The 23,721-nt window shown below is 66.0% G+C and carries 24 protein-coding genes; 3 read left to right on the top strand and 21 right to left on the bottom strand.

What is annotated here, in order from left to right:
- Positions 1 to 4 precede the first annotated feature (4 nt).
- The 5 genes from VH499_RS25255 to VH499_RS25275 are packed head-to-tail and all read right to left on the bottom strand — an operon-like array spanning position 5 to position 4,847.
- The gene (locus tag VH499_RS25255; protein ID WP_332055540.1) at positions 5 to 349 is read right to left on the bottom strand and encodes an antibiotic biosynthesis monooxygenase; all 345 of its coding nucleotides are present in this window, start codon (positions 347 to 349) and stop codon (positions 5 to 7) included.
- Positions 346 to 1,284, bottom strand: a complete 939-nt coding sequence (locus tag VH499_RS25260) for an alpha/beta hydrolase (RefSeq protein ID WP_332055541.1) — start codon at positions 1,282 to 1,284, stop codon at positions 346 to 348. The genes VH499_RS25255 and VH499_RS25260 overlap by 4 nt, the downstream gene beginning before the upstream one ends.
- 41 nt (positions 1,285 to 1,325) lie before the next feature.
- Entirely contained in the window at positions 1,326 to 2,510 is a 1,185-nt protein-coding gene (locus VH499_RS25265) for a 3-hydroxybenzoate 6-monooxygenase (RefSeq protein WP_332055542.1), read from the bottom strand.
- Complete coding sequence (locus VH499_RS25270) at positions 2,494 to 3,708, bottom strand: CoA transferase (RefSeq protein ID WP_332055543.1); 1,215 nt, start codon at positions 3,706 to 3,708, stop codon at positions 2,494 to 2,496. Before VH499_RS25270 ends, VH499_RS25265 begins: the two co-directional genes overlap by 17 nt.
- On the bottom strand, positions 3,705 to 4,847 hold the full coding sequence (locus tag VH499_RS25275) for an NADH:flavin oxidoreductase/NADH oxidase (RefSeq protein ID WP_332055544.1): 1,143 nt from the start codon (positions 4,845 to 4,847) through the stop codon (positions 3,705 to 3,707). The genes VH499_RS25270 and VH499_RS25275 overlap by 4 nt, the downstream gene beginning before the upstream one ends.
- A gap of 78 nt (positions 4,848 to 4,925) precedes the next feature.
- On the opposite strand from VH499_RS25275, the gene VH499_RS25280 reads away from it, so the two are divergent.
- Positions 4,926 to 6,632 (top strand): N-acyl-D-amino-acid deacylase family protein, encoded by a 1,707-nt coding sequence (locus VH499_RS25280; RefSeq protein WP_332055545.1) that lies wholly within the window; start codon positions 4,926 to 4,928, stop codon positions 6,630 to 6,632.
- Here VH499_RS25280 and urtE read toward each other — a convergent pair.
- The 11 genes from urtE to VH499_RS25335 form a co-directional block, all read right to left on the bottom strand.
- Positions 6,617 to 7,312, bottom strand: coding sequence for an urea ABC transporter ATP-binding subunit UrtE (gene urtE / locus VH499_RS25285; protein WP_332055546.1), 696 nt, complete (start codon positions 7,310 to 7,312; stop codon positions 6,617 to 6,619). The two genes, VH499_RS25280 and urtE, sit on opposite strands and share 16 nt — an antisense overlap.
- 3 nt (positions 7,313 to 7,315) lie before the next feature.
- Positions 7,316 to 8,086 (bottom strand): urea ABC transporter ATP-binding protein UrtD, encoded by a 771-nt coding sequence (gene urtD, locus VH499_RS25290; RefSeq protein ID WP_332055547.1) that lies wholly within the window; start codon positions 8,084 to 8,086, stop codon positions 7,316 to 7,318.
- On the bottom strand, positions 8,083 to 9,204 hold the full coding sequence (gene urtC / locus VH499_RS25295; protein ID WP_332055548.1) for an urea ABC transporter permease subunit UrtC: 1,122 nt from the start codon (positions 9,202 to 9,204) through the stop codon (positions 8,083 to 8,085). The genes urtD and urtC overlap by 4 nt, the downstream gene beginning before the upstream one ends.
- A complete protein-coding gene (gene urtB, locus VH499_RS25300; RefSeq protein ID WP_332055549.1) occupies positions 9,201 to 10,814 on the bottom strand; it encodes an urea ABC transporter permease subunit UrtB in 1,614 nt (537 codons plus the stop codon). Before urtB ends, urtC begins: the two co-directional genes overlap by 4 nt.
- Before the next feature lie 78 nt (positions 10,815 to 10,892).
- Positions 10,893 to 12,185 (bottom strand): urea ABC transporter substrate-binding protein, encoded by a 1,293-nt coding sequence (urtA, locus tag VH499_RS25305; RefSeq protein ID WP_332055550.1) that lies wholly within the window; start codon positions 12,183 to 12,185, stop codon positions 10,893 to 10,895.
- Positions 12,186 to 12,499: 314 nt separating this feature from the next.
- Positions 12,500 to 13,117, bottom strand: a complete 618-nt coding sequence (ureG, locus tag VH499_RS25310) for an urease accessory protein UreG (RefSeq protein WP_332055551.1) — start codon at positions 13,115 to 13,117, stop codon at positions 12,500 to 12,502.
- A gap of 37 nt (positions 13,118 to 13,154) precedes the next feature.
- Entirely contained in the window at positions 13,155 to 13,838 is a 684-nt protein-coding gene (locus VH499_RS25315) for an urease accessory protein UreF (RefSeq protein ID WP_332055552.1), read from the bottom strand.
- Between the two features lie 2 nt (positions 13,839 to 13,840).
- Positions 13,841 to 14,329: an urease accessory protein UreE gene (locus VH499_RS25320; protein WP_332055553.1), complete on the bottom strand. Its 489-nt coding sequence runs from the start codon at positions 14,327 to 14,329 to the stop codon at positions 13,841 to 13,843.
- Positions 14,329 to 16,380: an urease subunit alpha gene (gene ureC / locus VH499_RS25325; RefSeq protein ID WP_332055554.1), complete on the bottom strand. Its 2,052-nt coding sequence runs from the start codon at positions 16,378 to 16,380 to the stop codon at positions 14,329 to 14,331. Before ureC ends, VH499_RS25320 begins: the two co-directional genes overlap by 1 nt.
- A gap of 12 nt (positions 16,381 to 16,392) precedes the next feature.
- Positions 16,393 to 16,695, bottom strand: a complete 303-nt coding sequence (locus tag VH499_RS25330; RefSeq protein WP_332055555.1) for an urease subunit gamma — start codon at positions 16,693 to 16,695, stop codon at positions 16,393 to 16,395.
- A 54-nt stretch (positions 16,696 to 16,749) separates the two neighbouring features.
- Positions 16,750 to 17,565: an urease accessory protein UreD gene (locus tag VH499_RS25335; protein WP_332055556.1), complete on the bottom strand. Its 816-nt coding sequence runs from the start codon at positions 17,563 to 17,565 to the stop codon at positions 16,750 to 16,752.
- 30 nt (positions 17,566 to 17,595) lie between these two features.
- On the opposite strand from VH499_RS25335, the gene greB reads away from it, so the two are divergent.
- Positions 17,596 to 18,147, top strand: a complete 552-nt coding sequence (greB, locus tag VH499_RS25340) for a transcription elongation factor GreB (RefSeq protein ID WP_332055557.1) — start codon at positions 17,596 to 17,598, stop codon at positions 18,145 to 18,147.
- 48 nt (positions 18,148 to 18,195) lie between these two features.
- On the opposite strand, the gene pcaB is transcribed toward greB, so the two are convergent.
- Genes pcaB through pehA form a run of 4 tightly spaced genes read right to left on the bottom strand, consistent with a single transcriptional unit; the run spans position 18,196 to position 22,315 of the window.
- Positions 18,196 to 19,497 carry a 3-carboxy-cis,cis-muconate cycloisomerase gene (gene pcaB / locus VH499_RS25345; RefSeq protein WP_332055558.1) on the bottom strand — a complete coding sequence of 434 codons (1,302 nt, stop codon included), beginning with the start codon at positions 19,495 to 19,497 and terminating at the stop codon, positions 18,196 to 18,198.
- A 3-nt stretch (positions 19,498 to 19,500) separates the two neighbouring features.
- The gene (pcaG, locus tag VH499_RS25350; RefSeq protein WP_332055559.1) at positions 19,501 to 20,064 is read right to left on the bottom strand and encodes a protocatechuate 3,4-dioxygenase subunit alpha; all 564 of its coding nucleotides are present in this window, start codon (positions 20,062 to 20,064) and stop codon (positions 19,501 to 19,503) included.
- 1 nt (position 20,065) lies between these two features.
- Entirely contained in the window at positions 20,066 to 20,761 is a 696-nt protein-coding gene (gene pcaH / locus VH499_RS25355) for a protocatechuate 3,4-dioxygenase subunit beta (protein WP_332055560.1), read from the bottom strand.
- Between the two features lie 21 nt (positions 20,762 to 20,782).
- Positions 20,783 to 22,315, bottom strand: coding sequence for a phosphoric/sulfuric ester hydrolase PehA (pehA, locus tag VH499_RS25360; RefSeq protein ID WP_332055561.1), 1,533 nt, complete (start codon positions 22,313 to 22,315; stop codon positions 20,783 to 20,785).
- A 70-nt stretch (positions 22,316 to 22,385) separates the two neighbouring features.
- Between pehA and VH499_RS25365 the strand changes: the two genes are divergently transcribed.
- On the top strand, positions 22,386 to 23,417 hold the full coding sequence (locus VH499_RS25365) for a C-terminal binding protein (RefSeq protein WP_332055562.1): 1,032 nt from the start codon (positions 22,386 to 22,388) through the stop codon (positions 23,415 to 23,417).
- Here the strand turns inward: VH499_RS25365 and VH499_RS25370 are convergent.
- Positions 23,414 to 23,605 (bottom strand): hypothetical protein, encoded by a 192-nt coding sequence (locus VH499_RS25370; protein WP_332055563.1) that lies wholly within the window; start codon positions 23,603 to 23,605, stop codon positions 23,414 to 23,416. The two genes, VH499_RS25365 and VH499_RS25370, sit on opposite strands and share 4 nt — an antisense overlap.
- Positions 23,606 to 23,721 lie beyond the last annotated feature (116 nt).

Here is a 23,721-nt window from a genome sequence, read left to right on the forward strand (position 1 = left end):
GCGCCTACCCGTTGCTCTCCCGTGAATCGGCGGGCGCCTCGGCACGCTCCCTCATGCCGTAGTCGCGGACGACCTGCGCCACGCGCAGGCGATAATCGCGGAAGACACCGCCACGGCCGGCCTTCTGTGCGTCGCGGTGATGCTCCAGCGTGCGCCACGCCTTCACTGCCGCCTCGTCGCGCCAGAAGGAAAGCGAGAGGATCTTTCCCTCGTCCGTCAGGCTCTGGAAGCGCTCGATGCTCAGGAATCCGTCGATCTTCTCCAGCTTTGGCTTCAGCTCGGCGGCGATGTCGAGATAGGTCTGCTTGCGGCCGTCGGCCGGCCACACTTCGAAGATCACGGCGATCACGGCTGCTCTCCTTTCAGGCGGCGGCCCACCGCTTCATGGAGCACGCGGCGGCCGGTTTCGAGATGCATCAGATGCGTTCCCGCCGCCAGCTTGATGTCACGGCGACAGGGCGATGCGGTCGCGGCGTCCAGGATCATGGCAGCGTCGCCGTCGCGGCAGAGCGAATCCCAGGCACCGCGTACGATCGTAAGGGGCCGGGCAAGCTTCTCCGGCTGCCACGCCAGCCGTCCCTGCCAGGCATCGGCGTTGTCGGCGCGCGGTCCGTTGGGGATGCGGACGGCAGGCGGCGTGCGCGCCTCGGCCCCCGGATCGCTTGCGAGGTAGGCAGGCGCCCAGCGATCGAAGGCGACGAGCACCGGCGCGTGTTCTTTCGGCACATCCTCGACGAAGCGGGCATGCTGCGCCTCTTTGCCGACATCGCTCCAGGCGGGAAGCGTCGGCAGCGCACCGGTCCCCGGCCGTCGGGCAATGGGCGCGAACAGAACGAGCTGCTCGATTGTTTCCGGATCGGCGATGGTCGCCAGCCCGGCCGGCATGGTGCCCCAGGAATGCGCGACCAGCGATATTCGCTGGCGGCCGGTCTCGCGCCGGATGAGCGCCAGAACGGCAGCCACCTGCCCCGCCGCTCGCGCCGCCCGACCGAGCGGCGGATGGCGGTCGGCCGGCTCGGCCATCTCGGGATAGCGACCGCTTCCGCCAAAGCCCGCGAAGTCGAACGCCCAGGCATCGAGGTCGCGGCCGTTCCAGTCGTCGAGCCACGAACCATCACCGAAATCGAAGCCGACGGAGAGCGCCGAGGGGAAAGTGGCGCCGTGGACATAGAGGACCGCCGGTGCGTCGTGCCTGGGCTGGCGGCGGACGAACAGCGACGGGCAGGCGGTCGTCGCGGGAATGTGGAAGCTCTGCTGTGTCATGGTCGGGAGATAGGCGCTCATGGCGGGCTATCCCTTCGGTCCCGACCGAAGGGATAGGTAGGTCAGTCGAGCCCATTGCCGCCATAGAGCCAGTCGAGGGCGTCCAGCCACTCGGCCTGGCTCTTGGCGCTCATGATCACGTTGCGCAGCGCCGCATGGGGGCCATCCGGATGGTAGACATGATCGCCGATGGCGCGCGAAGTAAGCTGCACACGGGCCGTTCGCAGCACACGGCGGTCACGATAGTGCAGCAGGCCTTCGCGCAGATCGCCGCCATCACGCGCCAGCGAATCGGCCAGGCACACCGCATCCTCCATCGCCATGCAGGCACCCTGCGCCATGTATTGCAGCATGGGATGCGCCGCATCGCCCAGCAGGGCGACGCGCCCGTCCACCCACTCGTTCACCGGCTCGCGATCGCACAGCACCCACATCCTCCAGTCGATTCCGTGCCGGATGATGTTTTGCGCCCGCTCGCAGACATGGGCGAAGCCCCGTCGAACTTCCTCCACAGGCACCGGCTTGCCGGCCACCGGCTCGGGCGCGTCGTTGTGGTAAGTCACGACGAGGTTGAAGACCTTCCAGCCCGACAGTGGATAGTGGACGATGTGGCACTTGGGGCCGGCCCACAACGTGGCCGCATTCCAGCGCAGGTCCTCCGGCATCTGCCTGGTCGGGATCACCGAGCGGTAGGTGGTATGACCCGAGACTCGCGGCGCACCGTCGCCCACCAGTTGACCCCGGACGTTGGACCAGAGGCCGTCGGCACCGATCAGCGCGGCGCCGATGACGGGCTCGCCCGTGCCGACCTTCGCCGCAACGGTCTTGCCATCCTGATCGTATCCCGTGATCTCGCTGCTGACCCGCAGCTCGATCAGCGGATGCTCACGACAGGCCTTGAGGAGCACACCATGCAGGTCGCCGCGGTGCACCACCGCATAGGGATTGCCGAAGCGCGTGCGAAAGGCATCGCCGAGATCGACATGCATGATCTCGCCATCGGCCATCGCGTCCATCAGTCGCAACTGATCGATATAGACCGCCATCGCCCGGGCCGCCTCGCCCACCCCCAGGCGATCGAAGCAGCGGAACGCATTGGGGCCGAGTTGGATGCCGGCGCCGATCTCGCCCAGTTGCGACGCCTTCTCCAGCACCAGAGAGGCCAAGTTCTTCTGCGCCAGCGCCAGTGCCGCGGCCAAGCCGCCGATGCCGCCGCCGGCAATCAGGATCCTATCGCGGTCCGGCAACGATCTTCTCGTCGTGCAGCCGGGCGATCTCATGGACGGAAAGACCGAGGATGCCGCACAGGACCTCGTCGGTGTGCTGGCCGAGCACAGGTGCGGCCCGCGGCGCCTCGCGCGCCACCGCGCCGAATTGGAGTGGCGTGGCGGCCACCGGATAACGGCCGATGCCCGGCTGATCGATCACGGTGAAGAGCGGATTGTCGCGCACCGCATCCTTGTCCTGCAGCAGCTCGCGAAAGGTCAGGTACGGCGCCCACAGTGCACCGGCCTTCTTGAGCGCCGCCCCCACTTCGCCGGCACTGCGCGTCGCGACCCACGGCTCGATCACGGCGCAAAGCTCAGCCCGGGCGGTCCAGCGTCCGGCATCGGTCTTGAGATCGACGCCGGTCTTCTTCTCGATCGCAGCGAACGCGGCCGCGAAGCCACCCGCAGCGGCAAGCGCATCGACATGGCGATCCGAGAAGATGCAGATCATGACGTACCGGCCATCCTTGGTACGGAAGTCGCGGCCGAAGGTGCCGAAGATCTCGTTGCCGAGGCGCGGCCGGTCGTCGTCGTTGACGGCGGCCTCGCCGAGGTAGCCCAGCGCCGACGTGGCGGCGAGCGCCATGTCCTGCAACGGCAGGACGATGCGCTGGCCTTGTCCGGTGAGTCGACGATGTCGCTCCGCCGCCAGCAGGGCCATCGCGCCGGCATAGGCGGTGGCGAGATCCCATGGGGGCGCCACCGAATTGACGGGCCCCTCATGGCCAATCGGTCCGGTGACCAGCGGAAAGCCGGTGATCGCGTTCGCGGTATAGTCGACCTGTGCGGAGCCATCGCGCGTGCCGACGATGTTGAGCGCGATCAGGTCGGCGCGTCTCTTCCGGAGTTCGTCGTAGGAAAGCCAGCCACGAGCGGGCATGTTGGTCGTGAAGATACCCGCGCCCTCGCCCGAGGCGGTGATCAGCGCAGTGAGCAGCTCGCGGCCCTCGGGATGGCGCAGATCGACCGCAATCGAGCGCTTGCCCTTGTTGAGGCCGGCCCAATAGATCGATTGGCCTTCGTTGGTCACCGGCCAGCGGTCGCTGTCGAGGCCACCACGGATGTCGTCGAAGCGGATCACGTCGGCGCCCAGTTGCGCCAGCGTCATGCCGCCCAGAGGCGCCGCGATGAAGGCCGAACCCTCGACGATGCGAAGGCCTGCAAGGATGCCGGTCATGATACGCTTCCCGCGGTCTTCCTGTCCGGCAGGTTGTTCTTCCGCTTGTCCAGCCACCAGCCGTATTCGGGCGTCCACATCTCGAAGCTCGAGTCGCAGCCCAGCTCCTGCGCCGCATGCAGTGCCCAGAACGGATCGTAAAGCGCCTGCCGACCGATCGCGATCAGGTCTGCGTCGCCGGCCTGCAGAATGGCCTCGGCCTGCGGCCCGTCCAGAATCAAGCCGACCGCCATGGTCGGAATGCAGGCGCCACGCTTGATCGCTGCTGCAAACGGCACCTGGAAGCCGAGCGTTCGCTTGATTGGCAGCGCGGTTGAAAGACCCGTCAGGCCGCCCGACGAGGTGTCGACGACATCGACGCCCAGCACCTTCAGCTCTTTGGCGTAGGCAACCGAATCCTCGACGTCCCAGCCGCCCGCCCCGTCGACCGCCGACACGCGAATGAACATCGGCTTGTGCTCTGGCCAACCGGTGCGCACGGCCCGCGCGACGGCGAGCGGGAAGCGCATGCGGCCTGCCCGGTCGCCGCCATACTGGTCATTGCGCTTGTTGCTGACGGGCGAGAGGAACTGCGCCAGCAGGTAGCCGTGCGCGCCGTGGATCTCGATCACGTCGTAACCTGCCGCATCGGCGCGTCTTGCAGCCTCGCCGAACTTCCGCACGATGTCTTGGATTTCCGCCTCGGAGAGCTGCCTGGGCGTGGCGTAGCCGTCGCCCGCCGGCAACTCCGATGGGCCAACGACCTGCCAGCGTTGCCAGCCCGCACCTTCGGGTCCGAGCTGACCCGGCTTGTCGAAGGAGCGCGGCGTCGAGCCCTTGCGGCCGGAATGGGTGATCTGGGTGGCCGAAAGCGCTCCTTCCTGCTTCAGGAACCGCGTCAACCGACGGTGGCCTTCGATCTGCCCGTCGTCCCACAGGCCGAGATCGCCCTGCGTCACGCGCCCACGCGGCTCGACGGCACAGTTCTCGGTGAAGACGATGCCGAACTTGCCCAGCGCGAACTTGCCGAGATGGACGATGTGATAGTCGTTTACCTGTCCACCAACGGCCCGGTACTGCACCATGGGCGAGACGACGGCACGATTGGGCGCCGTAACACCACGCAGCCTGAAAGGCGTAAAGAGCAGCGGTCTTTGCAAAGGTCGTTCTTCCCGATGAGATGGCTCGCGCACGGCAGAACATAGACCGGGCACACCGGCTCAGCCTATCTTTGCCCCATGTATGACCTCGTCATCCGAAACGGAACGGTGATCGACGGCTCCGGCTCGCCACGCCGCATGGCCGATGTTGCAGTGCAGGATGGCAGGATCGCCTCCGTCGGGCCGAAGCTCGGCGCCGCGCGGCGTGAGATCGAGGCCGGCGGGTCGATCGTGGCGCCGGGGTTCGTCGACATTCATACCCATTATGACGGCCAGGCAACCTGGGACCCGTTCGTCACCCCGTCCTCCTGGCATGGCGTCACTACGACCGTGTTCGGCAATTGCGGCGTCGGCTTCGCGCCAGTGCGGCCGGGCAAGTCGGCATATCTCATCAACCTGATGGAAGGCGTCGAGGACATTCCCGGGACAGTGTTGAGCGAAGGCGTGAAATTTGGCTGGGAGTCCTTTTCGCAATATCTCGATGCGCTGGACTCCATGCCGCGCGCCGTCGACGTGGCGGCGCAGCTTCCGCACGGCGCCTTGCGCTTCTATGTCATGGGCGAGCGCGGCGCCGACCATGCCGAGTTGCCGAGCGAGCGCGAGTTGGAGGAGATCACGCGCCTCGCGGCCGAGGCGCTCGAGGCAGGGGCGCTCGGCGTTACTACTTCGCGCACGACCAAGCACAAGGCGCGTGACGGACGCTTCACGCCGTCGCTGTCGGCGCGCGAGGCCGAGCTGTTCGCGCTGGCGGAGGGAATGAAGCGCGCGAGGCGCGGCGTGCTGCAGGTCAATTCCGACTTCGGCCCGGGCGAGTTCGAGGCGCTCGCTGCCGCAGCCGGGCTTGCGGACCGGCCGCTGTCCGTCCTGCTGGTACAGGTCGACGCGCAGCCCAACCTCTGGCGCGAGACGCTCGATCGGGTCCATGGCGTGCGTCGCGCCGGGCGGGCTGCCAATGCGCAGGTAGGATCACGCCCGATCGGGGTCATCATGGGGCTCGAGACGACGGTCCATCCTTTTGTTGCCCATCCGGCCTGGCGCGAGGTGCGCGATCTGACGCCGGCCGAGCGCCACAGCCGTCTTTCGAGTGATGCCGAGCTGCGTCGTCGCCTGCTCGAGCCGCGTACCAACGAGGCTGCACCCGCATTCATGGGCGAGTCGTTCCACAAAATGTTCCCGGTCGGCGACAAACCGGACTACGAACCGGAAAGGCAGAACTCGGTCGCCTCGATCGCGCAGCGGACGGGCCGCACGGCCCAGGCCGTCGCACTCGATGCGCTGATGGCGCAGGATGGCAAGGGCCTTCTGATGCTGCCGTTCGAGAACTACGCCTATGGCAGCCTCGACGTCGTGCACGAGATGATCACCGATCCCGCGACGGTGCTGGGCGTGGCCGATGGCGGCGCGCATGTGGGCGTGATCTGCGATGCCTCTTCGCCGACCTCCCTGCTCACCCTGTGGGGCCGCGACCGCGTCAGGGGACCGCGGCTGCCGCTGGAATTCCTGATCGCCAAGCAGACGCGCAGCACCGCCGCAGCCTACGGTCTCGACGATCGCGGTTTGCTGGCGCCGGGCTACAAGGCCGACATCAACGTGATCGACTTTGACGACCTGCACCTCAAGCGGCCCGAAGTGGTCTACGACCTGCCCGCCGGCGGCCGCCGCCTGATCCAGCGCGCCTCGGGTTATCGACACACCTTCGTGGCGGGCGTCGAGACGGTGCGGAACGACGAACTGACCGGCGAACGGCCGGGGCGATTGGTGCGCGGTCCTCAGACCGACATGTGACGGCGCACGGCCTCGGCGTGGAAGGTCTCGCGAGTCCCGGCGAGCACGATCTCTCCGCGGTCCATGACGGCGAAATCATCGGCAAGCTCATGGGCGAACTCCAGGTACTGCTCCACCAGCAGGATCGCCATGTCGCCGCGCTGGCGCAGGAACGTGATGGCGCGGCCAATATCCTTGATGACCGAAGGCTGGATGCCCTCGGTCGGCTCGTCCAGCACCAGGAGCTTGGGGCGCATGGTGAGCGCCCGGCCGATCGCGAGCTGCTGCTGCTGGCCTCCCGACAGGTCGCCGCCGCGCCGGCGCAGCATGCTTTGCAGCACCGGGAAGAGCTCGAAGACCTCGTCCGGCACCTTTCGCAGGTCGCGCCTCAGTGGTGCGAAACCGGTCTCGAGATTCTCCTTCACCGTAAGCAGCGGAAAAATCTCGCGACCCTGCGGCACCATGGCGACGCCGCGCCGCGCCCGGTCGAACGCCGCGAGGCGCGACACGTCCTGCCCGTCGAGCGAGATCGCGCCCGAGGCGATCGGCTGCAGGCCGACGATGGCACGCAGCAGGCTGGTCTTGCCAACGCCATTGCGGCCCAGGAGGCAGGTCACACGCCCCACCGCGGCGGTCAGCGACACCGAGCGCAGCGCCTGCGCGGCGCCGTAGAACAGGTCGACGTTCCTGACGGCGAGCATCGGCTAGCGCCCCAGATACACTTCGATGACGCGAGGATCGGCACTCACCTGGTCGAGCGTACCCTCCGCCAGCATCGCGCCCTCGTGCAGCACCGTCACCTTCACGCCGAGCGCCCGCACGAAGCTCATGTCGTGCTCGACCACGACCACGGAATGCGACCTGTTGATCTCGCGCAACACCTGCGCCGTGGTCTCGGTTTCGACGTCAGTCATGCCGGCGACCGGCTCGTCGACCAGCAGGAGCTTGGGGTCCTGCGCCAGCAGCATGCCGATCTCGAGCCACTGCTTCTGGCCGTGGCTGAGCCGTGCCGCCGGCAGGTGTTGCTGCGGGCCCATGCGGATCACGCCCAGGATCTCCTCGAGCCGATCGTTCTCGGCCCTGGTCGGCGCCGCCACGAGCAGCCGGTACCAGTTCCGCGGACCCGCCAGGGACAGCAGGAGATTGTCGCGCACCGTGTGGTTTTCGAACACAGTCGGCTTCTGGAATTTCCGCCCGATGCCGAGTGTCGCGATATCGGCCTCGTCGAGCCGAGTGAGATCGGCCTGGCCGTCGAACACGACTTCGCCCTCGTCCGGTCGGGTCTTGCCGGTGATGACGTCCATCATGGTCGTCTTGCCGGCGCCATTGGGGCCGATGATGGCGCGCATCTCGCCGGGCTCGACGAGCAGTGACAGGTTGTTCAGGGCCTTGAAGCCGTCGAACGACACGGTGACGCCGCTGAGATAGAGCAGCGCCGAGGTGGATCTCTGCGGGGACTTCAGCGGGCCTTTCATGCCGGCGCGGCCGCTTTCCTCGGCCGGGTGCGCGCCGCCTTGAACTGCGCCCACAGGCCGACTACGCCCTTGGGCAGGAAGAGCGTGACGGCGATGAACAGGCCGCCCAGCGCGAACAGCCAGATCTCGGGGAGCGCGCCGGTGAGGTAGGTCTTGGCCCAGTTCACCAGGAAGGCGCCGATCACGGGACCGATCAGCGTCCCGCGCCCGCCAACCGCGACCCAGAGCACGGCCTCGATCGAGTTGCCGGGCGCGAATTCGCTGGGATTGATGATGCCGACCTGCGGTACATAAAGCGCGCCAGCGATGCCGGCCATGGCTGCAGACAGCACGAAGACGAAAAGCTTGTAGCCCTCGACCCGGTAGCCGAGGAAGCGCATACGGCTCTCCGCATCGCGCATCGCGGTCAGCGCCTTGCCGAAGCGCGAGCCCACGACAGCGCCCGAGATCGCGAGGAAGACCGCGAGCATCAGCGTCGACGCCAGGTAGAGCGCCGCACGGGTGACGTCGGCCTGGACCGGAAAGCCCAGAATGTCCTTGAAATCGGTCATGCCGTTGTTGCCACCCAGCCCCATGTCATTGCGGAAGAAAGCCAACATGAGCGCGAACGTCATCGCCTGGGTGATGATGGAGAGATAGACGCCGGTGACGCGGCTTCGGAACGCGAACCAGCCCAACGCCAGGGCGAGAACGCCGGGCACGATCACGATCATCGGCGCGGCGAACCAGAAATGGTCGAAGCCGTGCCAGAACCAGGGCAGCTCCTTGTAGTTCAGGAACACCATGAAGTCCGGCAGGATCGGATTGCCGTAGACACCGCGGCTGCCGATCTGGCGCATCAGATACATGCCCATGCAGTAGCCGCCGAGGGCGAAGAACGCGCCATGACCGAGCGAAAGGATGCCGCAATAACCCCAGACGAGATCGACCGCGAGCGCGAGGACAGCATAGCACAGATACTTGCCGACGAGCTGCAGCACCCAGGCCGGCACGTAAAACGAGTTGCTGGCAGGCATCAGCAGATTGAGAAGTGCCGGCACCATACCCAGCACCAGCACCAGCACGATGAACCAGCGCAGGTTGCGACCGAGGTCCCGCCAGAGGAAGCGCACGATCATTCGATAGCCCGTCCTCTCAGAGCGAACAGGCCGCGCGGCCGACGCTGGATGAAGAGGATTATGAACACCAGCACCAGAATCTTGCCCAGCACCGCGCCGGCATAGGGTTCGAGGAACTTGTTGACGATACCGAGCGCAGTGGCGCCGACAAGCGTGCCGAAAAGATTGCCCACGCCGCCGAATACCACGACCATGAAGGAGTCGATGATGTAGCCTTGGCCGAGATTCGGGCTGACATTGTCGATCTGGGAGAGTGCAACGCCCGCCAGCCCGGCAATCCCTGAACCCAGCCCGAAAGTCAGCGCATCGACGCGTGGCGTGCGGATGCCCATCGCCGAAGCCATAGGCCGGTTCTGTGTTACTGCACGCATGTAGAGCCCGAGTGGGGTCTTGCGCAGGATCAGGATCAGCGCGCCGAAGACCAGCAGCGCGAACACGACGATCCAGAGGCGGCTGTAGGTTACGTCGATCTGGCCGACCAGGACCGAGCCCGACATCCATGAGGGCGCGCTCACCTCGCGATTGGTCGGCCCGAAGATGGAGCGCACGGCCTGCTGCAACACCAGCGACAGACCCCAGGTGGCGAGAAGCGTGTCGAGTGGCCGGCCGTAGAGGAAGCGAATAATGCTGCGTTCGATCAGGACGCCGACCGCGCCCGCCACCAGGAAAGCAAGCGGCAGGGCGATGACGATCGAGCCATCGATCACACCGGGAGCGTAGGCACGAACCATTTGCTGCACGACGAAGGTCGTGTAGGCCCCGAGCATGACCATCTCGCCATGCGCCATGTTGATGACGCCCATGGTGCCGAAGGTGATGGCGAGCCCGATCGCCGCCAGCAACAGCACCGAACCCAGCGAGATGCCGTACCAAACGTTCTGCGCGGCCTCCCAGGCGGCCAGCGTCTGGCGCAACGAGCCCGCCGCCGACACGGCCGCCGCCCTTATGTCGGCATCGGACGAGGAGGCAGCCGCTTGCAGGACGCCCATCGCGTCACGATCGCCCCGATCACGGACGACGGTGATAGCCTCGAGCTTCTGGTTCTTCGGTGCTTCATCGGAGGCCAGCACGATCGACGCGCGAGCCTCGGAAAACGCGCGTTTGATCGCTGGGTTCTTTTCCGCTGCCATCGCATGCTCGACCGCTGCCAGCGCCGCCGGATTGCGCTGCTTGAAAAGCGAGTCTGCGGCGCTGCGGCGCATCCTGGGATCGGGACTCATCAGGGTGAGCGCACCCACCGCCTCGTCGATGACTCCGCGCAGCCGATTGTTGACGCGCACGCGTTCGAGCGCGTCCTCGGGCGCGGTGCCCGCCAGCTTCCCGGTGACGGCCTCCGTCAGGACGAGCTGCCTGCCGTCGGCCTTGCCGATGACCACGACCTTGTCGGCTGTCCGGACATAGAGCCGGCCGGCCGAAAGCGCTTCCAGGATCGGGGCGGCGCGCGCATCGCCCGAGGCGGCCAGCGCCTTGATTGCGGTTTCCCGGTCGCCGAAGCCGCCGATCGTCAGATTCGCGACGAGCTCCGCGAGGTCGGCGGCGGCCGCGATGCCGGCGAGCATCAGCGAGGCAAGCACGGCGACCAGAACCGCGACCGAGCGCAAGGAAGGCATATGTCGAGACTTAAACCGGAGAAGGGAACGGGACGACCGGAAAGTCGTCCCGCGCCTGTGGGTTGTCGGCTGGCGAGACTACATGCCCTTGCCGCCGCATTTGCCGGTTGCAACGTTGAAGTTGCCGCAGTTCATCGGCTTGCGCCAATCGGAAATCAGATCCTTGGAGTCGGGCAGATAGTCCGACCATTCGTCACCGACCACCAGGCCCGGCGTCTGCCACACGACGTCGAACTGGCCATTGCCCTGGATCTCGCCGATCAGGACCGGCTTGGTGATGTGGTGGTTCGGCATCATGGTTGCGTAGCCACCCGTCAGGTTGGGCACCGATACACCGATAATGGCATCGATGACCTTGTCCGGATCGGTCGAGCCGGCCTTCTTCACGGCCTCGACCCACATGTTGAAGCCGATCACGTGTGCTTCCATCGGGTCATTGGTCACGCGCTTGGGGTTCTTGGTAAAGGCCTGCCAGTCCTTGATGAACTTCTCGTTCGCCGGGTTCTTGACCGACTCGAAGTAGTTCCAGGCGGCGAGATGGCCGACCAATGGCTTGGTGTCGACGCCGGCCAGCTCTTCTTCCCCGACCGAGAAGGCGACCACCGGGATGTCCTTGGCCTTGATGCCCTGGTTGGCAAGCTCCTTGTAGAAGGGAACGTTGGCGTCACCGTTGATGGTCGAGACCACTGCCGTCTTCTTGCCGGCGGAGCCGAACTTCTTGATCTCCGCCACGATCGACTGCCAGTCCGAGTGGCCGAACGGCGTATAGTTGATCAGGATGTCTTCGGGCTTCACGCCCTTCATCTTGAGGTAGGCTTCGAGGATCTTGTTGGTCGTGCGCGGATAGACGTAATCGGTGCCGGCCAGGACCCAGCGCTTCACGCCTTCGTTCTGCATCAGGTAGTCGACCGCCGGGATCGCCTGCTGGTTCGGCGCGGCGCCGGTATAGAAGACGTTGCGCGAGCTCTCCTCGCCCTCGTACTGGACAGGATAGAACAGCAGTCCGTCGAGCTCCTCGAATACCGGCAGCACCGATTTGCGGCTGACCGAGGTCCAGCAGCCAAAGACCGCGGCCACCTTGTCCTTTTGAAGGAGCTCGCGCGCCTTTTCCGCGAACAGCGGCCAGTTGGAGGCGGGATCGACCACCACAGGCTCGAGCTTGCGGCCCAGCAGGCCGCCCTTCTTGTTCTGCTCGTCGATCAGCATCAGCATGACGTCTTTGAGCGTCGTCTCGCTGATGGCCATGGTGCCGGACAGAGAGTGCAAAATGCCGACCTTGATCGGCTCGCCTTGAGCGAACGCGCTGGTCGCGGCGCTGGCCAGAAGGCCGGCCGTCACGAGCCCAGTCCGCAAGAGTGATCCCAACTTCATCCCGCTCTCCTTGTTCTTTTCCCGACGGCAAGCCCGCCGCGTTCGGGAAAGCGAAAGCCGTGCCAAGCCGGCTGGGTAAATGCATCGCGCAACGGTGGAAATGTCGATTATCCGGCAAATCGAGGAAGAATCGACGCGAACACAGCCCGGCTCAGCAGAGGCAGCCCGCCGACTTGCCGTTCGACATCGCGGCCGCAGTCATAACATTGACGCCGGCCATAGCGGGCCGGTCCAAGCCGGTGCGCCCCGGGGAGGGCAATTTCCTGCCCAGGAATTTGCCACCTGCCCGGGAATTGGCCCGCAGGCCGGCAGGGTCAACGCGGCGGCAGCCCGCCCTGGCGCACGATGAAGCCCGCGATCTCGTCGACGCCGGTGTCTTCCTTGAGGTTGGAAAACAGGAATGGCCGCTGGCCGCGCATCCTGCGCGCGTCACGATCCATCACCTCGAGATTGGCGCCGACCAGTGGCGCAAGGTCGATCTTGTTGATCACCAGGAGGTCGGAGCGCGTGATGCCAGGCCCGCCCTTGCGCGGGATCTTCTCGCCGGCCGCCACGTCGATCACATAGATCGTCAGATCGGCGAGCTCGGGCGAGAACGTGGCGGCAAGGTTGTCACCGCCCGACTCCACGAACACGATCTCGAGCTTGGGCCACTTGCGCACGATGTCGGCGACGGCGGCGAGGTTGATCGAGGCATCCTCGCGGATGGCGGTATGCGGGCAACCGCCCGTCTCGACGCCCACGATGCGCTCCGGTGCCAAGGCGCCAGCCCGGGTCAGGAACTCGGCATCTTCCTTGGTGTAGATGTCGTTGGTGACGACGGCAATGTCGTAGGCCGCACGCATCTTCTTGCACAGGCGCTCGACCAAGGCCGTCTTCCCCGACCCCACCGGACCACCGACGCCCACCCGTAGCGGACCCCGCAATGCCATTTCTGCAGCTCGCATCGGCTCTTATAGCGCCCCGAAGTCACGACCGGAACAGACGGGTGTACTGGGTCTCGTGGCGCAGCGAGCACCAGTCGAGCAGCGGTGTTGCCGTCCCCACTTCGTCGAGGTCGGTGACCGCGAGCGCCGCCGCAGCCGTGCGACGTACCGCGCTTTCGAGAGCGGCCAACACCAGTTGACCATCGGTCTGCCCCAGCGGCACGGCCCGTAACGCCGCCGAGATCTGGTTGGCCGTGAAGACGTGAAGATAGGCACCGAGCGCCATCTCGAGGGCGATGGCGTGCGCGGCGGCCGCCAGGGCCACGGCAGCCGGCAAGGCGATCTCGCCAGCCAGGCGCTGGTGCGCGGCATCGAGGTCGGGATGCGGCCAGGCCACGCGGGTGGTCGAGAGGAAGGAGCCACCTTGCTGGCGCGACTCGAGCGCCATCTCGGATGTGCCGCGCCAGGCGGCGGCACGCTCGGCAACGGCGTCGAACGCCGGCCAGTCCCGGGCGCCCGCCGCTCGCCAGGCGGCCGCGAGCAAGGCTCCGTCGACCCGACCGGTGCCGTTGCACAACACGGTCTCCAGCCAAGCGGTCAGCGATGCACGATCCTTGACGAAGCCTTCTTCGACCGCGGTTTCAATGCCGTGGCTGTAGCTGAAGGCGCCAATCGGATAGGCCGGTGACATCCAGGCCAGCAGGCGATACAGCGCTTCGCTGCCCATGATCAGCTGTGCCGCTCGGCATGCAACGCACCATGATGATGGCCGGGATCGTGATTGTGTTGCCCGTACGCACCACCTTCGGGATCGAATGGAGCCTTCACCTTGCGTATCTCGGCGCCGAGACCTTTCAGCATGTCGACGATGACGTGATCGTCACGGATCAGGATGCGATCGCCCGCGATCTCGGCCGGCAGATGCCGGTTGCCGAGATGCCAGGCAAACCGTGCAAACGAGGCCGCATCGCGGCCACGTATCTCCACCAGGTCCTCCTCGGCCGCCTTCACCTCGACATAGCCGCCCTCCTCGAGCTTCAGCCCGTCGCCGCCATGCAGCACGAGCGGCTCGACCAGATCGAGCAGGAAATCGGTGCCGGCATCGCCCAGCATCCTGAGACGCCGCCGGTAGCGATCGTCGAACAACAGGGTGACCGTATCGATCCTCTCTGCCGCGGGCCAGCGGCCGGCACGGGCGACTTCGGTGGCGCGCTTCATCAGAACAGGAAGTAGCGCTGCGCCATCGGAAGTACCCTGGCGGGTTCGCAGGTCAGGAGCTCGCCGTCGGCCCGCACCTCGTACGTCTCGGGATCGACCTCGATCCTGGGGCAGAGCGCATTGTGAACCATGTGCTTTTTGCCGATCTTGCGCGTGCCCTTCACCGCAAGGACGGGCCGGCCGAGTCCCAGTTTCTTTGCGATGCCCCGGCGAACGGCCGCTTGCGAGACGAACAGCACGGGGCTCGTCACCAGGCTGCGCCCGAAAGCGCCGAACATCGGCCGGTAATGCACAGGCTGCGGTGTCGGGATCGAAGCGTTGGGATCGCCCATGAGCGCCGCGGCGATCGAACCGCCGATCAGCACCATGTCCGGCTTGGCGCCGAAGAAGGCCGGCGACCAGATCACCAGATCGGCGCGCTTGCCGACCTCGACCGAGCCGACGTGCCGCGCGATTCCATGTGTGATCGCCGGATTGATCGTGTACTTGGCGACATACCGTTTGACCCGGATATTGTCGTTGTCGCCATTCTCTTCGCGCAGACGCCCACGCTGCTTCTTCATCTTGTCGGCAGTCTGCCAGGTGCGGATCACGACCTCGCCGACCCGACCCATCGCCTGGCTGTCCGACGACATCATCGAGAAGGCGCCCATGTCGTGCAGGATGTCCTCCGCTGCGATCGTCTCCTTGCGGATGCGGCTCTCGGCGAAGGCCACATCCTCGGCGATGCGCGCGTCGAGATGATGGCAGACCATCAGCATGTCGAGATGCTCGTCGACGGTATTCACCGTGTAGGGCATGGTCGGATTGGTCGAGCTCGGCATCACGTTCCGCTCGCCTGCCAGCCGGATGATGTCGGGCGCGTGGCCGCCGCCGGCGCCCTCGGTATGGAACGTCGCGATGGCCCGGCCCTTGAAGGCGGCGCGCGTGGTTTCGACGAACCCCGACTCGTTCAGGGTGTCGGTATGGATCGCCACCTGGACGTCCATCTTGTCGGCAACGGAAAGGCAATTGTCGATGGCCGCCGGCGTGGTGCCCCAGTCCTCGTGCAGCTTGAGGCCACAGGCGCCCGCTTCGATCTGTTCCCGCAGGCCCGCAGGCTTGCTCGTGTTTCCTTTGCCGAAAAATCCCAGGTTCATCGGCAGCCCTTCAGCCGCCTGCAGCATGCGACCCATGTGCCACGGGCCCGGCGTGACGGTGGTGGCGAGCGTGCCATGCGCGGGGCCGGTGCCGCCGCCCATCATGGTCGTGACGCCGCTATAGAGCGCATCATCGACCTGCTGCGGGCAGATGAAATGGATGTGGCAGTCGATGGCGCCCGCGGTCACGATCTTGCCCTCGCCGGCGATCGCCTCGGTCCCCGGGCCGATGATGATGTCGACGCCGGGCTGGACGTCGGGATTGCCCGCCTTGCCGATGCCGGCGATGCGGCCATCCCTGAGCCCGATGTCGGCTTTCACGATGCCCCAGTGATCGAGAATGAGGGCGTTGGTGATCACGGTATCGACCGCACCTTGCGCGCGGGTGCGCTGGCTCTGGCCCATGCCGTCGCGGATCACCTTGCCGCCGCCGAACTTCACCTCCTCGCCATAGATCGTGTGGTCCTTCTCGACCTCGATGAAGAGATCGGTGTCGGCGAGGCGCACCTTGTCGCCCACCGTGGGTCCGAACATGCCGGCATAGGCGGCACGGGAGATGCGGGTTGACCCTTCGTTTGACCGGCCAACCCGGGCGACCGGCCCGAGCTTGCCCGAGACCTTGCCCTGGAAGCCGTGGGCCTCGCGCGCACCCATGTATGGAGTGAGCCGCACGGTGCGCGACTGGCCGGGCTCGAAGCGCACTGCCGTACCGGCGGCGATGTCGAGCCGCATGCCCCTGGCGCGCTTCCTGTCGAACTTCAGGGCCTCGTTGGTCTCGAAGAAATGATAGTGACTGCCCACCTGGATCGGGCGGTCGCCCGAGTTGGCGACGTCGATGGTAATAGGATCGCGGCCACTGGCCTTGTTGAGTTCAAGCTCGCCGTCGCGCGCGAGGAGTTCACCCGGCTTCATGCAAACGGCTCCTCAGCGGATCGGGCTGTGGACGGTGACAAGCTTGGTGCCGTCGGGAAAGGTTGCCTCGACCTGGATCTCGTGGATCATGTCGGCGACCCCTTCCATCACCTGCTCGCGGCGGATCACGGTACCGCCGTCGCGCATCAGCTCGGCGACCGAACGGCCGTCGCGCGCGCCCTCGACCACGAAGTCGGTGATAAGCGCCACCGCCTCGGGATGATTGAGCTTCACGCCGCGCTCGAGACGGCGGCGCGCCACCGTGGCCGCCATGGCAACCAGCAACTTGTCCTTCTCCCGCGGCGTGAGATTCATTGCCGGCGTTCCCCTTGCCTGTCGTTCCCCGACTATAGCTCGCACTCGCCTGCATCAAACATGCCAAACGCGCGGCAGGCGATGCTGCCGAAGACCGCCGAGGAAGCGCACGGTCGCCTGCCGCACCGCGGTCGCGTCGCCCAGCAGCCGCGCCACCAGCACGCCGTTGACCAGTGTCACTCCGGCCCGCACCGCGTCTGCAGCCTCCAGCAATGCACGCGCCTTCTCGAAAGGAAGTTCGGGCCGATCCCACACGCCGATGATCGTGGCGAGCGCATTGGCGTTGCCGAAGCCGGCACCGGCCGGTGTCTCGCCTTGGACGCGCAGGGCATCGGTCCAGACCAGCCGGCCCGCCCGCCGCACCGACCAGGCATCGAGCAGCAATCCGTGGGTGAAGCGTTCGCCGGAGGCGGCGCGGCCCAATACGATCATCTCGCAGGCCAGCAGCGATCCTCTTGGCGCGACGTTGGCCACGGTGCGACGCTTGAGCCGGGCACCGTCGAAGACGATCGTCTCCTGCGGCAGCCAGTCGAGCACAGCGTCGTGATCGACAGCGAGGGCCACATCGATCGTGCAGTGATGCGATGTTTCGGCGGCGCGATAGACCTTCTCGGCGGCCTGCGTCGCCACGACGGCTCGGGCGCCCGGGCCCATTTCGATGGTCGTCTTCAACCTGTCGCCGTCGGTGACGCCGCCCGAGGTCGTGACCAGCACCGCTTCCGGCGGATTTCCGGGCTCGGGGTCCGGGAACAAGACCCGGCAGGGATCGCGTTGATAAAGATCGGCCAGACGGGTCGCCCCGTCCCGCACCGCGAAGACGACGTGGCTCTCGCCTGAGGCGCGTTGCAGGCGGGGACGGGTGGCGTTCATCGGGCCACCCTTGATAGATTACGGATCGAAATGAGCAAGGCCTTCACCAGGGAAAGCGACACCGAACTGGACGACGAGCCGCCCGAGGATACAGGCAGCCTGCCGGCCGGATCGAAGAACTACATGACGCCTCAAGGCTTCGAACGCCTGCGCGAGGAGCTGATGACGCTCATGCGCAAGGAGCGGCCGGAGGTCGTGCAAGTCGTGTCCTGGGCCGCCGCCAACGGCGACCGCTCGGAGAACGGCGACTACCTGTACGGCAAGAAGCGGCTGCGCGAGATCGACCGGCGCATCCGCTTCCTTGCCAAGCGCCTGGAGCGCTCGGAGATCGTCGATCCGGCCAAGCGCCCCAAGACCGATCAGGTATTCTTCGGCGCCACCGTGACGTGGGCGAATTCCCAGGGCGAGGAACGTACGATCAAGATCGTGGGCATCGACGAGGTCGACCCGGGCAAGGGTCACGTGAGCTGGATCTCGCCCATCGCCAAGGCGCTCCTGCGCGCCTACGAGGGCGACGTCGTCAAGATGCGCAGGCCGGGCGGCGTCGAGGAGATCGAGATCGTGAAGGTCGAATACCGCTGACGATACGCTCTCGATGCCATCTCGACGCGTAGCGAACGATGTGATGTTCTATCTGCGGCGCAGGTCCGCCAGCAACCGGTCCACGAATTCGGGGGACTGACCCAACAGCGCCTTCTCGTCGCTGAGCTCTGCCTCGAGGTCGCCCAGCGCTTCGACGAACGGGCCGCCTTTGGCGAGCGCCTTCTCGACCAGCGCCGCCGCTTTTTGCTTGCCCATCTTCTTGGCGAGCAGGAAAGTCGCTCGTTCGGCAAGGACAGCGCCGTCGGTTGCATCCAAATTGGCTTGAAGGGCGTCGGTATCGATCCTCAGGCCGGATGCGACCTCCGCCAGTGCCTGCACGGACGATCCGAGCGTTTCCACCAGCGCCGCCAGCGTCGGCCATTCCGACTGCCAGCCGCCGAGCGCACGCTCATGCTCCTGCACCATGCCGGAGACGATCGTCGCCGCGAGGTGCGGCGCGCGGTTGGCAGCGGCGAGCGCCAGTGTCGCGCCCACCGGATTGCGCTTGTGCGGCATCGTCGAGGAGCTCCCGCGACCGGGACCGGACGGCTCCGAGGCCTCGCCGACCTCGATCTGCATCATCAGCGAGATGTCTCGGGCCGCCTTGCCCAGTGCACCGCAGACCAGGGCGCAATCCTGGGCGACGGCCGCGACGCGCACGCGCTGCGTGAACCAGGGTGCAGGCGGCGGAGCGAGTTTCAGCTCCTTCGCAAGCTCCGCCATCACCGGCCCAGCCTTGTCGCCAAGCGCCGACAGCGAGCCCGAGGCGCCGCCGAATTGCAGCACCTGCGTTTCGGCAAAGCTTGCGGCCAGCCGACGCTTCGCGCGATCGAGGTCCGAGGCCCAGCCGGCGATCTTCTGGCCCAGCGCCAGCGGCGTGGCGGGTTGCAGGAGCGTGCGGCCGAGCATCGGCGTCGCGCGATACTTCCTGGCGAGTGCCGCGAAGGCCGCAACGATGCCATCGATCTCCTTCACAAGCGGCGGCAGGGCCTCGCCGAGCTGCAGCACCATCGCCGTGTCGATGACGTCCTGGCTGGTCGCCCCCCAATGCACATAGCCGGCCGCTTCCGGATCGCGCCGGGCGACCTCCGCGGTGAGTGCCTTCACGACCGGGACGGTGAGTGTCGCGGTGCGCCGCGCCGCTGCGGCCAAGGACGCCGGGTCGTACAATGCCGGATCGCAGGCGGCAGCGATGATCGGCGCCACCTTTCTCGGGATCAGGCCGGCCCGGGCGACAACGTGGGCCAAAGCCGCCTCGAAGCGCAGCATGTGACGCAGCGTCGCCGTGTCGGAAAAGGCCTCGGCAGTGGCGACCGTCGCGCCCAGGGCATTGACGAGCCGGCCGGCCATCGCTCAGCAGTCGAAGAAGACGGTTTCGTCCGGCCCACCAAGATGGATTGGCAGACGCCACGCACCTTTGGCATCACGCCTGGCCAGTAGTGTCGGGCGACGCTTCGGCTCGATCATCTTGAGCACGGGATCCTCCGCATTGGCCGGATCGCCGTCGAAATAGAGGCGCGTCGCCAGACGATTGAGGATGCCGCGGGCAAAAATCGAGATGTTGATGTGCGGCGCCTGCATTCCGCCATCGGGCCACGGCACGCGGCCGGGCTTGACCGTCCTGAAGTGGCTGCAGCCGTCGGTGTAGGTCGAGGCGCGGCCGAAGCCGTCGAAGCCCGGCTCGAGCGGCAGATTGCGTCGATCCTCGGGATGATCGTAGCGGCCGTGGCTGTTGGCCTGCCAGATTTCGAACAACCCGTCGGGCACCGCGGCGCCATCGGCGTCGTGCAGGCTCAGGACGAGATCGATCCGTTCGCCGGCTACGTTGGAGGGCGCGAGATCGTGACGATAGGCCTTGATGAGCGTCCCAAAATAGAACGGCCCGATTGTCTGTGACGGAGTGAGTTCCCTCGACATGCTATTCCATCGGCGTGGCATTGCGGCCGCGCAACACGATATCGAAGCGATAGGCAAGCGCCCATTCGGGTCTGGTCGAGTCCATGTCGAAGGCGGCCTGCAGCCGATGTCGTGCGTCTTCAGGGACCGAATTGTAAATCGGATCGAAGGCTAGCAGGGGATCGTCGGGGAAATACATCTGGGTGATCAGGCGCGTGGCGAACGCCGGCCCGAACAGAGAGAAATGGATATGGGCCGGCCGCCAGGCATTGTAGTGGTTCTTCCAGGGATAGGCGCCGGGCTTGATGGTGATGAAGTGGTACCGTCCCTCGTCGTCCGACCGCGCCCGGCCACCGCCATAGAAATTCGGATCGAGCGGCGCGTCATGCTGGTCGCCCGGATGGTGATAGCGTCCGGCCGCATTGCACTGCCAGATCTCGACCAGCGCCCGCGCCACCGGCTTGCCATCCTCGTCGAGCACCCGACCATGCACGACGATGCGTTCGCCGAGCGGCTCGGCCATGCGCTGGTGCGTGAGGTCGTTCTCGAGCGCATCGAGCCGCTCGTTCGCCAGCAGCGGGCCGGTCAGCTCCGAGAGCGTATGCGGCAGCACGAGCGGCGTCCGGCGCGGCGCGCGGCCCGGCGTCGACTTGTAGCCCTCGAACAGGTTGGGCGGATGCGTGCCGACTGGCGGGCGACGGTAGATTTCCTTGTCCATGCGCTGGAGTTTAGCGCCGGCTCACGCGGCGCGCACCTCCAGGCCCCTGGGCGTGGCGCGGTATCCCGTGAGGGTGCGCTCGGCAAAACCCAGCCGCCAGTCGAGCATGCGTGCGGCGTATTCGCCCACGCGGACTGCATAGGAGGGATCGCCGGCACGGTTCACGAACTGATCCGGATCGGCTTTCAAATCGAAGAAAAGCGGCGGCAGAGCCGCGAAGTGCACATATTTGAAGTGCTCGTCCTGCACGACGGCCAGCGAACATTTGTCCATGGGCACGCCCAGCGAGCTCTCGGGCTGGCTGTAGTAGAGATCGCGGAAATCGAACTCGTAGTGGACTTCCGTCCGCCAGTCGGCCGGCTTCTCGCCTTCGCAGAACGGCAGCAGCGAGAAGCCGTCGCACTGGCGCGGCACCGGCAGGCCGAGCCATTCGAGGATGGTCGGCATGGTGTCGACCGTTTCGGTGAACTTCTCGACGATGCTGCCGCGTGTGCCGTTCGCTGCGCGGCGCGGGTCGCGGATGGTCAGCGGGATACGATACGACTCGTCGAAATAGCCGATCTTCCCCAGGAGGTGATGGTCGCCGAGTTGCTCGCCATGATCGCAGGTGAAGACGATCAGCGTGTCTTCCCACTGGCCGGTCTGCTTCAGATAGTCGAACACCCGGCCGATATGATCGTCGATCTCGGTCATCAGGCCGCAATAGGTCGCCCGCATCTGCGCGACCTCGGCTTCGGTCATTGCCGAACCAAGGCCTCGGCCATCCTGGAAGAAGCCCGACTGCTTGATGTTGTCGACATAGTAGGCGAGCAGCGCGTTCTGTTTCGCCTCCTCGGCAGGCGACGCGGCACGGACCACTTTCGGCATGTCCTCCGGCCGATACATGGCATTGTATGGCGCGGGCGCGATGAAGGGCGGGTGCGGACGATAGTAGCCGAGATGCAGGAACCATGGCTTGCCACCATGGCCCTGAAGGTACGAAAGCCCGCGCTCGGTGAACCAGGCGGTGTCCGAAAGTTCCTTCGGAATCACGGCAGGCCGCGGCGTCGCCCCGCAGCCCGGTTCGCCTTGCGGCAGCCAGATGTCCTCGCGGCGCTCGGGCAGTTTGAAACCCTGGCTCGCCACCCAGCCGAAATAGGCATCCCGATTCTCGAACGAGCCGACTGGATGGAAGCCGTCCATGATGTCGCCCAGAACGAAAAACCTGGGATCGTTGGCCGCGGTGCGGCGCGGATCGGGCGTGGTGGTCGTATAGCCGACCAGCGCGGGATCGTAGCCGCCGCGCCGCAGTTCGTGCGCGAGGTTGGTGAAGCGCGAGTCGAGTGGAATCGTATTCTGCACCGCGCGATGGTTCATAACGTACATGCCGGTCAGCAGGCTCGCGCGCGCCGGACCACAGGGAACGGCCTGCGTGAAATGGTTGCGGAAGGTCACGCCTTCCGTGCAAAGGCGGTCGATGTTGGGCAGCTTCAAATAATCGGCGCCGAGCTTGGGCAGCATCGCGCCGCGCCACTGGTCGACCACGATCAACAAGACGTTCCTGGCAGCTGGCATGCGATTCCCTGAGGTTGGAGGTCGGGGATAATACGCTAGAGTGCGGCCAAATCACCGGAGGAGACGAGCCGTGGCGAACTTCAAGATCGTGACAACCGGCCCGGGCGGCACGGACCACTCGCTGGAAATGGAAGCTCTTTCGCCGTTGGGCGCAGAGATCATCGAGATTTCCGGCGGTGACGACGACCTCGCCAGGGCGGTGGCCGACGCCGACGCGATCTATGCCAAAGGGCGGCCGCGCATCACGGCCAAGGTCATCGAAGCCGGAAGGAAGCTGAAGGTCGTGTCGCTGGGGAGCGTCGGTGTCGACTCGGTGGACGTCCATGCGGCAACCAAGCTCGGGATCCCGGTCACCAACTGCCCCGACACCTTCATCGAGGAGGTGGCCGACCATGCCATGACGCTGATCCTCGCGACCTGGCGCCGGCTCGTCGTCCAGGACCAGATGGTGCGCAAGGGAGATTGGGCGAAGGCGCGTCCGATGCTCTACCAGTTCCCGCGGCTGATGGGCCAGACGCTTGGCTTCATCTCGTTCGGCCATGTCGCGCGCGCGGTCGCAAAGCGCGCGGCCCCGTTCGGCTTCCAGATGCTGGCCTACGATCCCTACATCGAGGAGCTCGTGATGTCCGATCATGACGTGCAGCCGGTCGGGCTCGACGAGCTGCTGCAGCGCGCCGACATCATCTCCATGCATGCGCCCGGCACCAAGGACGCACATCACCTGATGAAGGAGCAGCACTTCCGCAAGATGAAGAAGACGGCGCTGTTCGTGAATACCGGCCGTGGCTCGACGGTCGATGAACCGGCGATGATCAAGGCGTTGCAAGAAGGCTGGATCGCGGGCGCCGGCCTCGACGTCCTGGAGACGGAGCCGGCGGGTCACAACAATCCGCTGCTCGGTATGGACAACGTCATCCTCACCGCTCACGTCGCCTCGGCCTCGGACCGCTTCGACAAGGCGCGCAAGCGGCGCGTCGGCGCGGAGCTCTCGCTGGTGCTGTCCGGGAAGTGGCCGCGCGCCTGCGTCAATCCTTCCGTGCTGGAGAAATCCAGGCTCGAGCGCTGGCAGCCCTTCTCGATGGAACGCGGTCCCGGAAACTAACGCGCCGGGGCAACCCGGTCCCGGATCGCCCGTTCGCATTCGGCAAGGCTGGCAAACGGGCCGAGAACGGCCTTGTCGCTGTCGTCCACTGCATACCAGCCGGCTTCGCGGACACGGTAGTCGCCGATATCCTCGTCGCCGATATGTACGGCGATCAGGTCCTTGGCCATGAGAAGGACGTAGGCCATGCATCCTGTTTTTCAAGATCGCCGTCTGAACGGGATTGCTCGCCAAATCATAACCGCCCACGTCATCTCGAATGTAACCAGCCGTGGCGCCGCCCACCTGACGCCTGCCGCGCGCG

It is taken from the genome of Reyranella sp. (genome assembly GCF_036558665.1).
Classification (GTDB): domain Bacteria; phylum Pseudomonadota; class Alphaproteobacteria; order Reyranellales; family Reyranellaceae; genus Reyranella.

Bases quoted from the DNA above. Each gene is read 5' to 3' on its own strand.
- VH499_RS25260 (WP_332055541.1), bottom strand. From the start codon at position 1,284: ATGAGCGCCTATCTCCCGACCATGACACAGCAGAGCTTCCACATTCCC.
- VH499_RS25270 (WP_332055543.1), bottom strand. From the start codon at position 3,708: ATGACCGGCATCCTTGCAGGCCTTCGCATCGTCGAGGGTTCGGCCTTC.
- pcaG (WP_332055559.1), bottom strand. From the start codon at position 20,064: ATGTCGAGGGAACTCACTCCGTCACAGACAATCGGGCCGTTCTATTTT.
- urtD (WP_332055547.1), bottom strand. From the start codon at position 8,086: ATGAAAGGCCCGCTGAAGTCCCCGCAGAGATCCACCTCGGCGCTGCTC.
- pcaH (WP_332055560.1), bottom strand. From the start codon at position 20,761: ATGGACAAGGAAATCTACCGTCGCCCGCCAGTCGGCACGCATCCGCCC.
- ureG (WP_332055551.1), bottom strand. From the start codon at position 13,117: ATGGCATTGCGGGGTCCGCTACGGGTGGGCGTCGGTGGTCCGGTGGGG.
- VH499_RS25335 (WP_332055556.1), bottom strand. From the start codon at position 17,565: ATGAACGCCACCCGTCCCCGCCTGCAACGCGCCTCAGGCGAGAGCCAC.
- VH499_RS25330 (WP_332055555.1), bottom strand. From the start codon at position 16,695: ATGAATCTCACGCCGCGGGAGAAGGACAAGTTGCTGGTTGCCATGGCG.
- VH499_RS25280 (WP_332055545.1), top strand. From the start codon at position 4,926: ATGTATGACCTCGTCATCCGAAACGGAACGGTGATCGACGGCTCCGGC.
- ureC (WP_332055554.1), bottom strand. From the start codon at position 16,380: ATGAAGCCGGGTGAACTCCTCGCGCGCGACGGCGAGCTTGAACTCAAC.
- greB (WP_332055557.1), top strand. From the start codon at position 17,596: ATGAGCAAGGCCTTCACCAGGGAAAGCGACACCGAACTGGACGACGAG.
- VH499_RS25315 (WP_332055552.1), bottom strand. From the start codon at position 13,838: ATGGGCAGCGAAGCGCTGTATCGCCTGCTGGCCTGGATGTCACCGGCC.
- pehA (WP_332055561.1), bottom strand. From the start codon at position 22,315: ATGCCAGCTGCCAGGAACGTCTTGTTGATCGTGGTCGACCAGTGGCGC.
- urtC (WP_332055548.1), bottom strand. From the start codon at position 9,204: ATGATCGTGCGCTTCCTCTGGCGGGACCTCGGTCGCAACCTGCGCTGG.
- VH499_RS25320 (WP_332055553.1), bottom strand. From the start codon at position 14,329: ATGAAGCGCGCCACCGAAGTCGCCCGTGCCGGCCGCTGGCCCGCGGCA.
- urtA (WP_332055550.1), bottom strand. From the start codon at position 12,185: ATGAAGTTGGGATCACTCTTGCGGACTGGGCTCGTGACGGCCGGCCTT.
- VH499_RS25370 (WP_332055563.1), bottom strand. From the start codon at position 23,605: ATGGCCTACGTCCTTCTCATGGCCAAGGACCTGATCGCCGTACATATC.
- urtB (WP_332055549.1), bottom strand. From the start codon at position 10,814: ATGCCTTCCTTGCGCTCGGTCGCGGTTCTGGTCGCCGTGCTTGCCTCG.
- urtE (WP_332055546.1), bottom strand. From the start codon at position 7,312: ATGCTCGCCGTCAGGAACGTCGACCTGTTCTACGGCGCCGCGCAGGCG.
- pcaB (WP_332055558.1), bottom strand. From the start codon at position 19,497: ATGGCCGGCCGGCTCGTCAATGCCCTGGGCGCGACGGTCGCCACTGCC.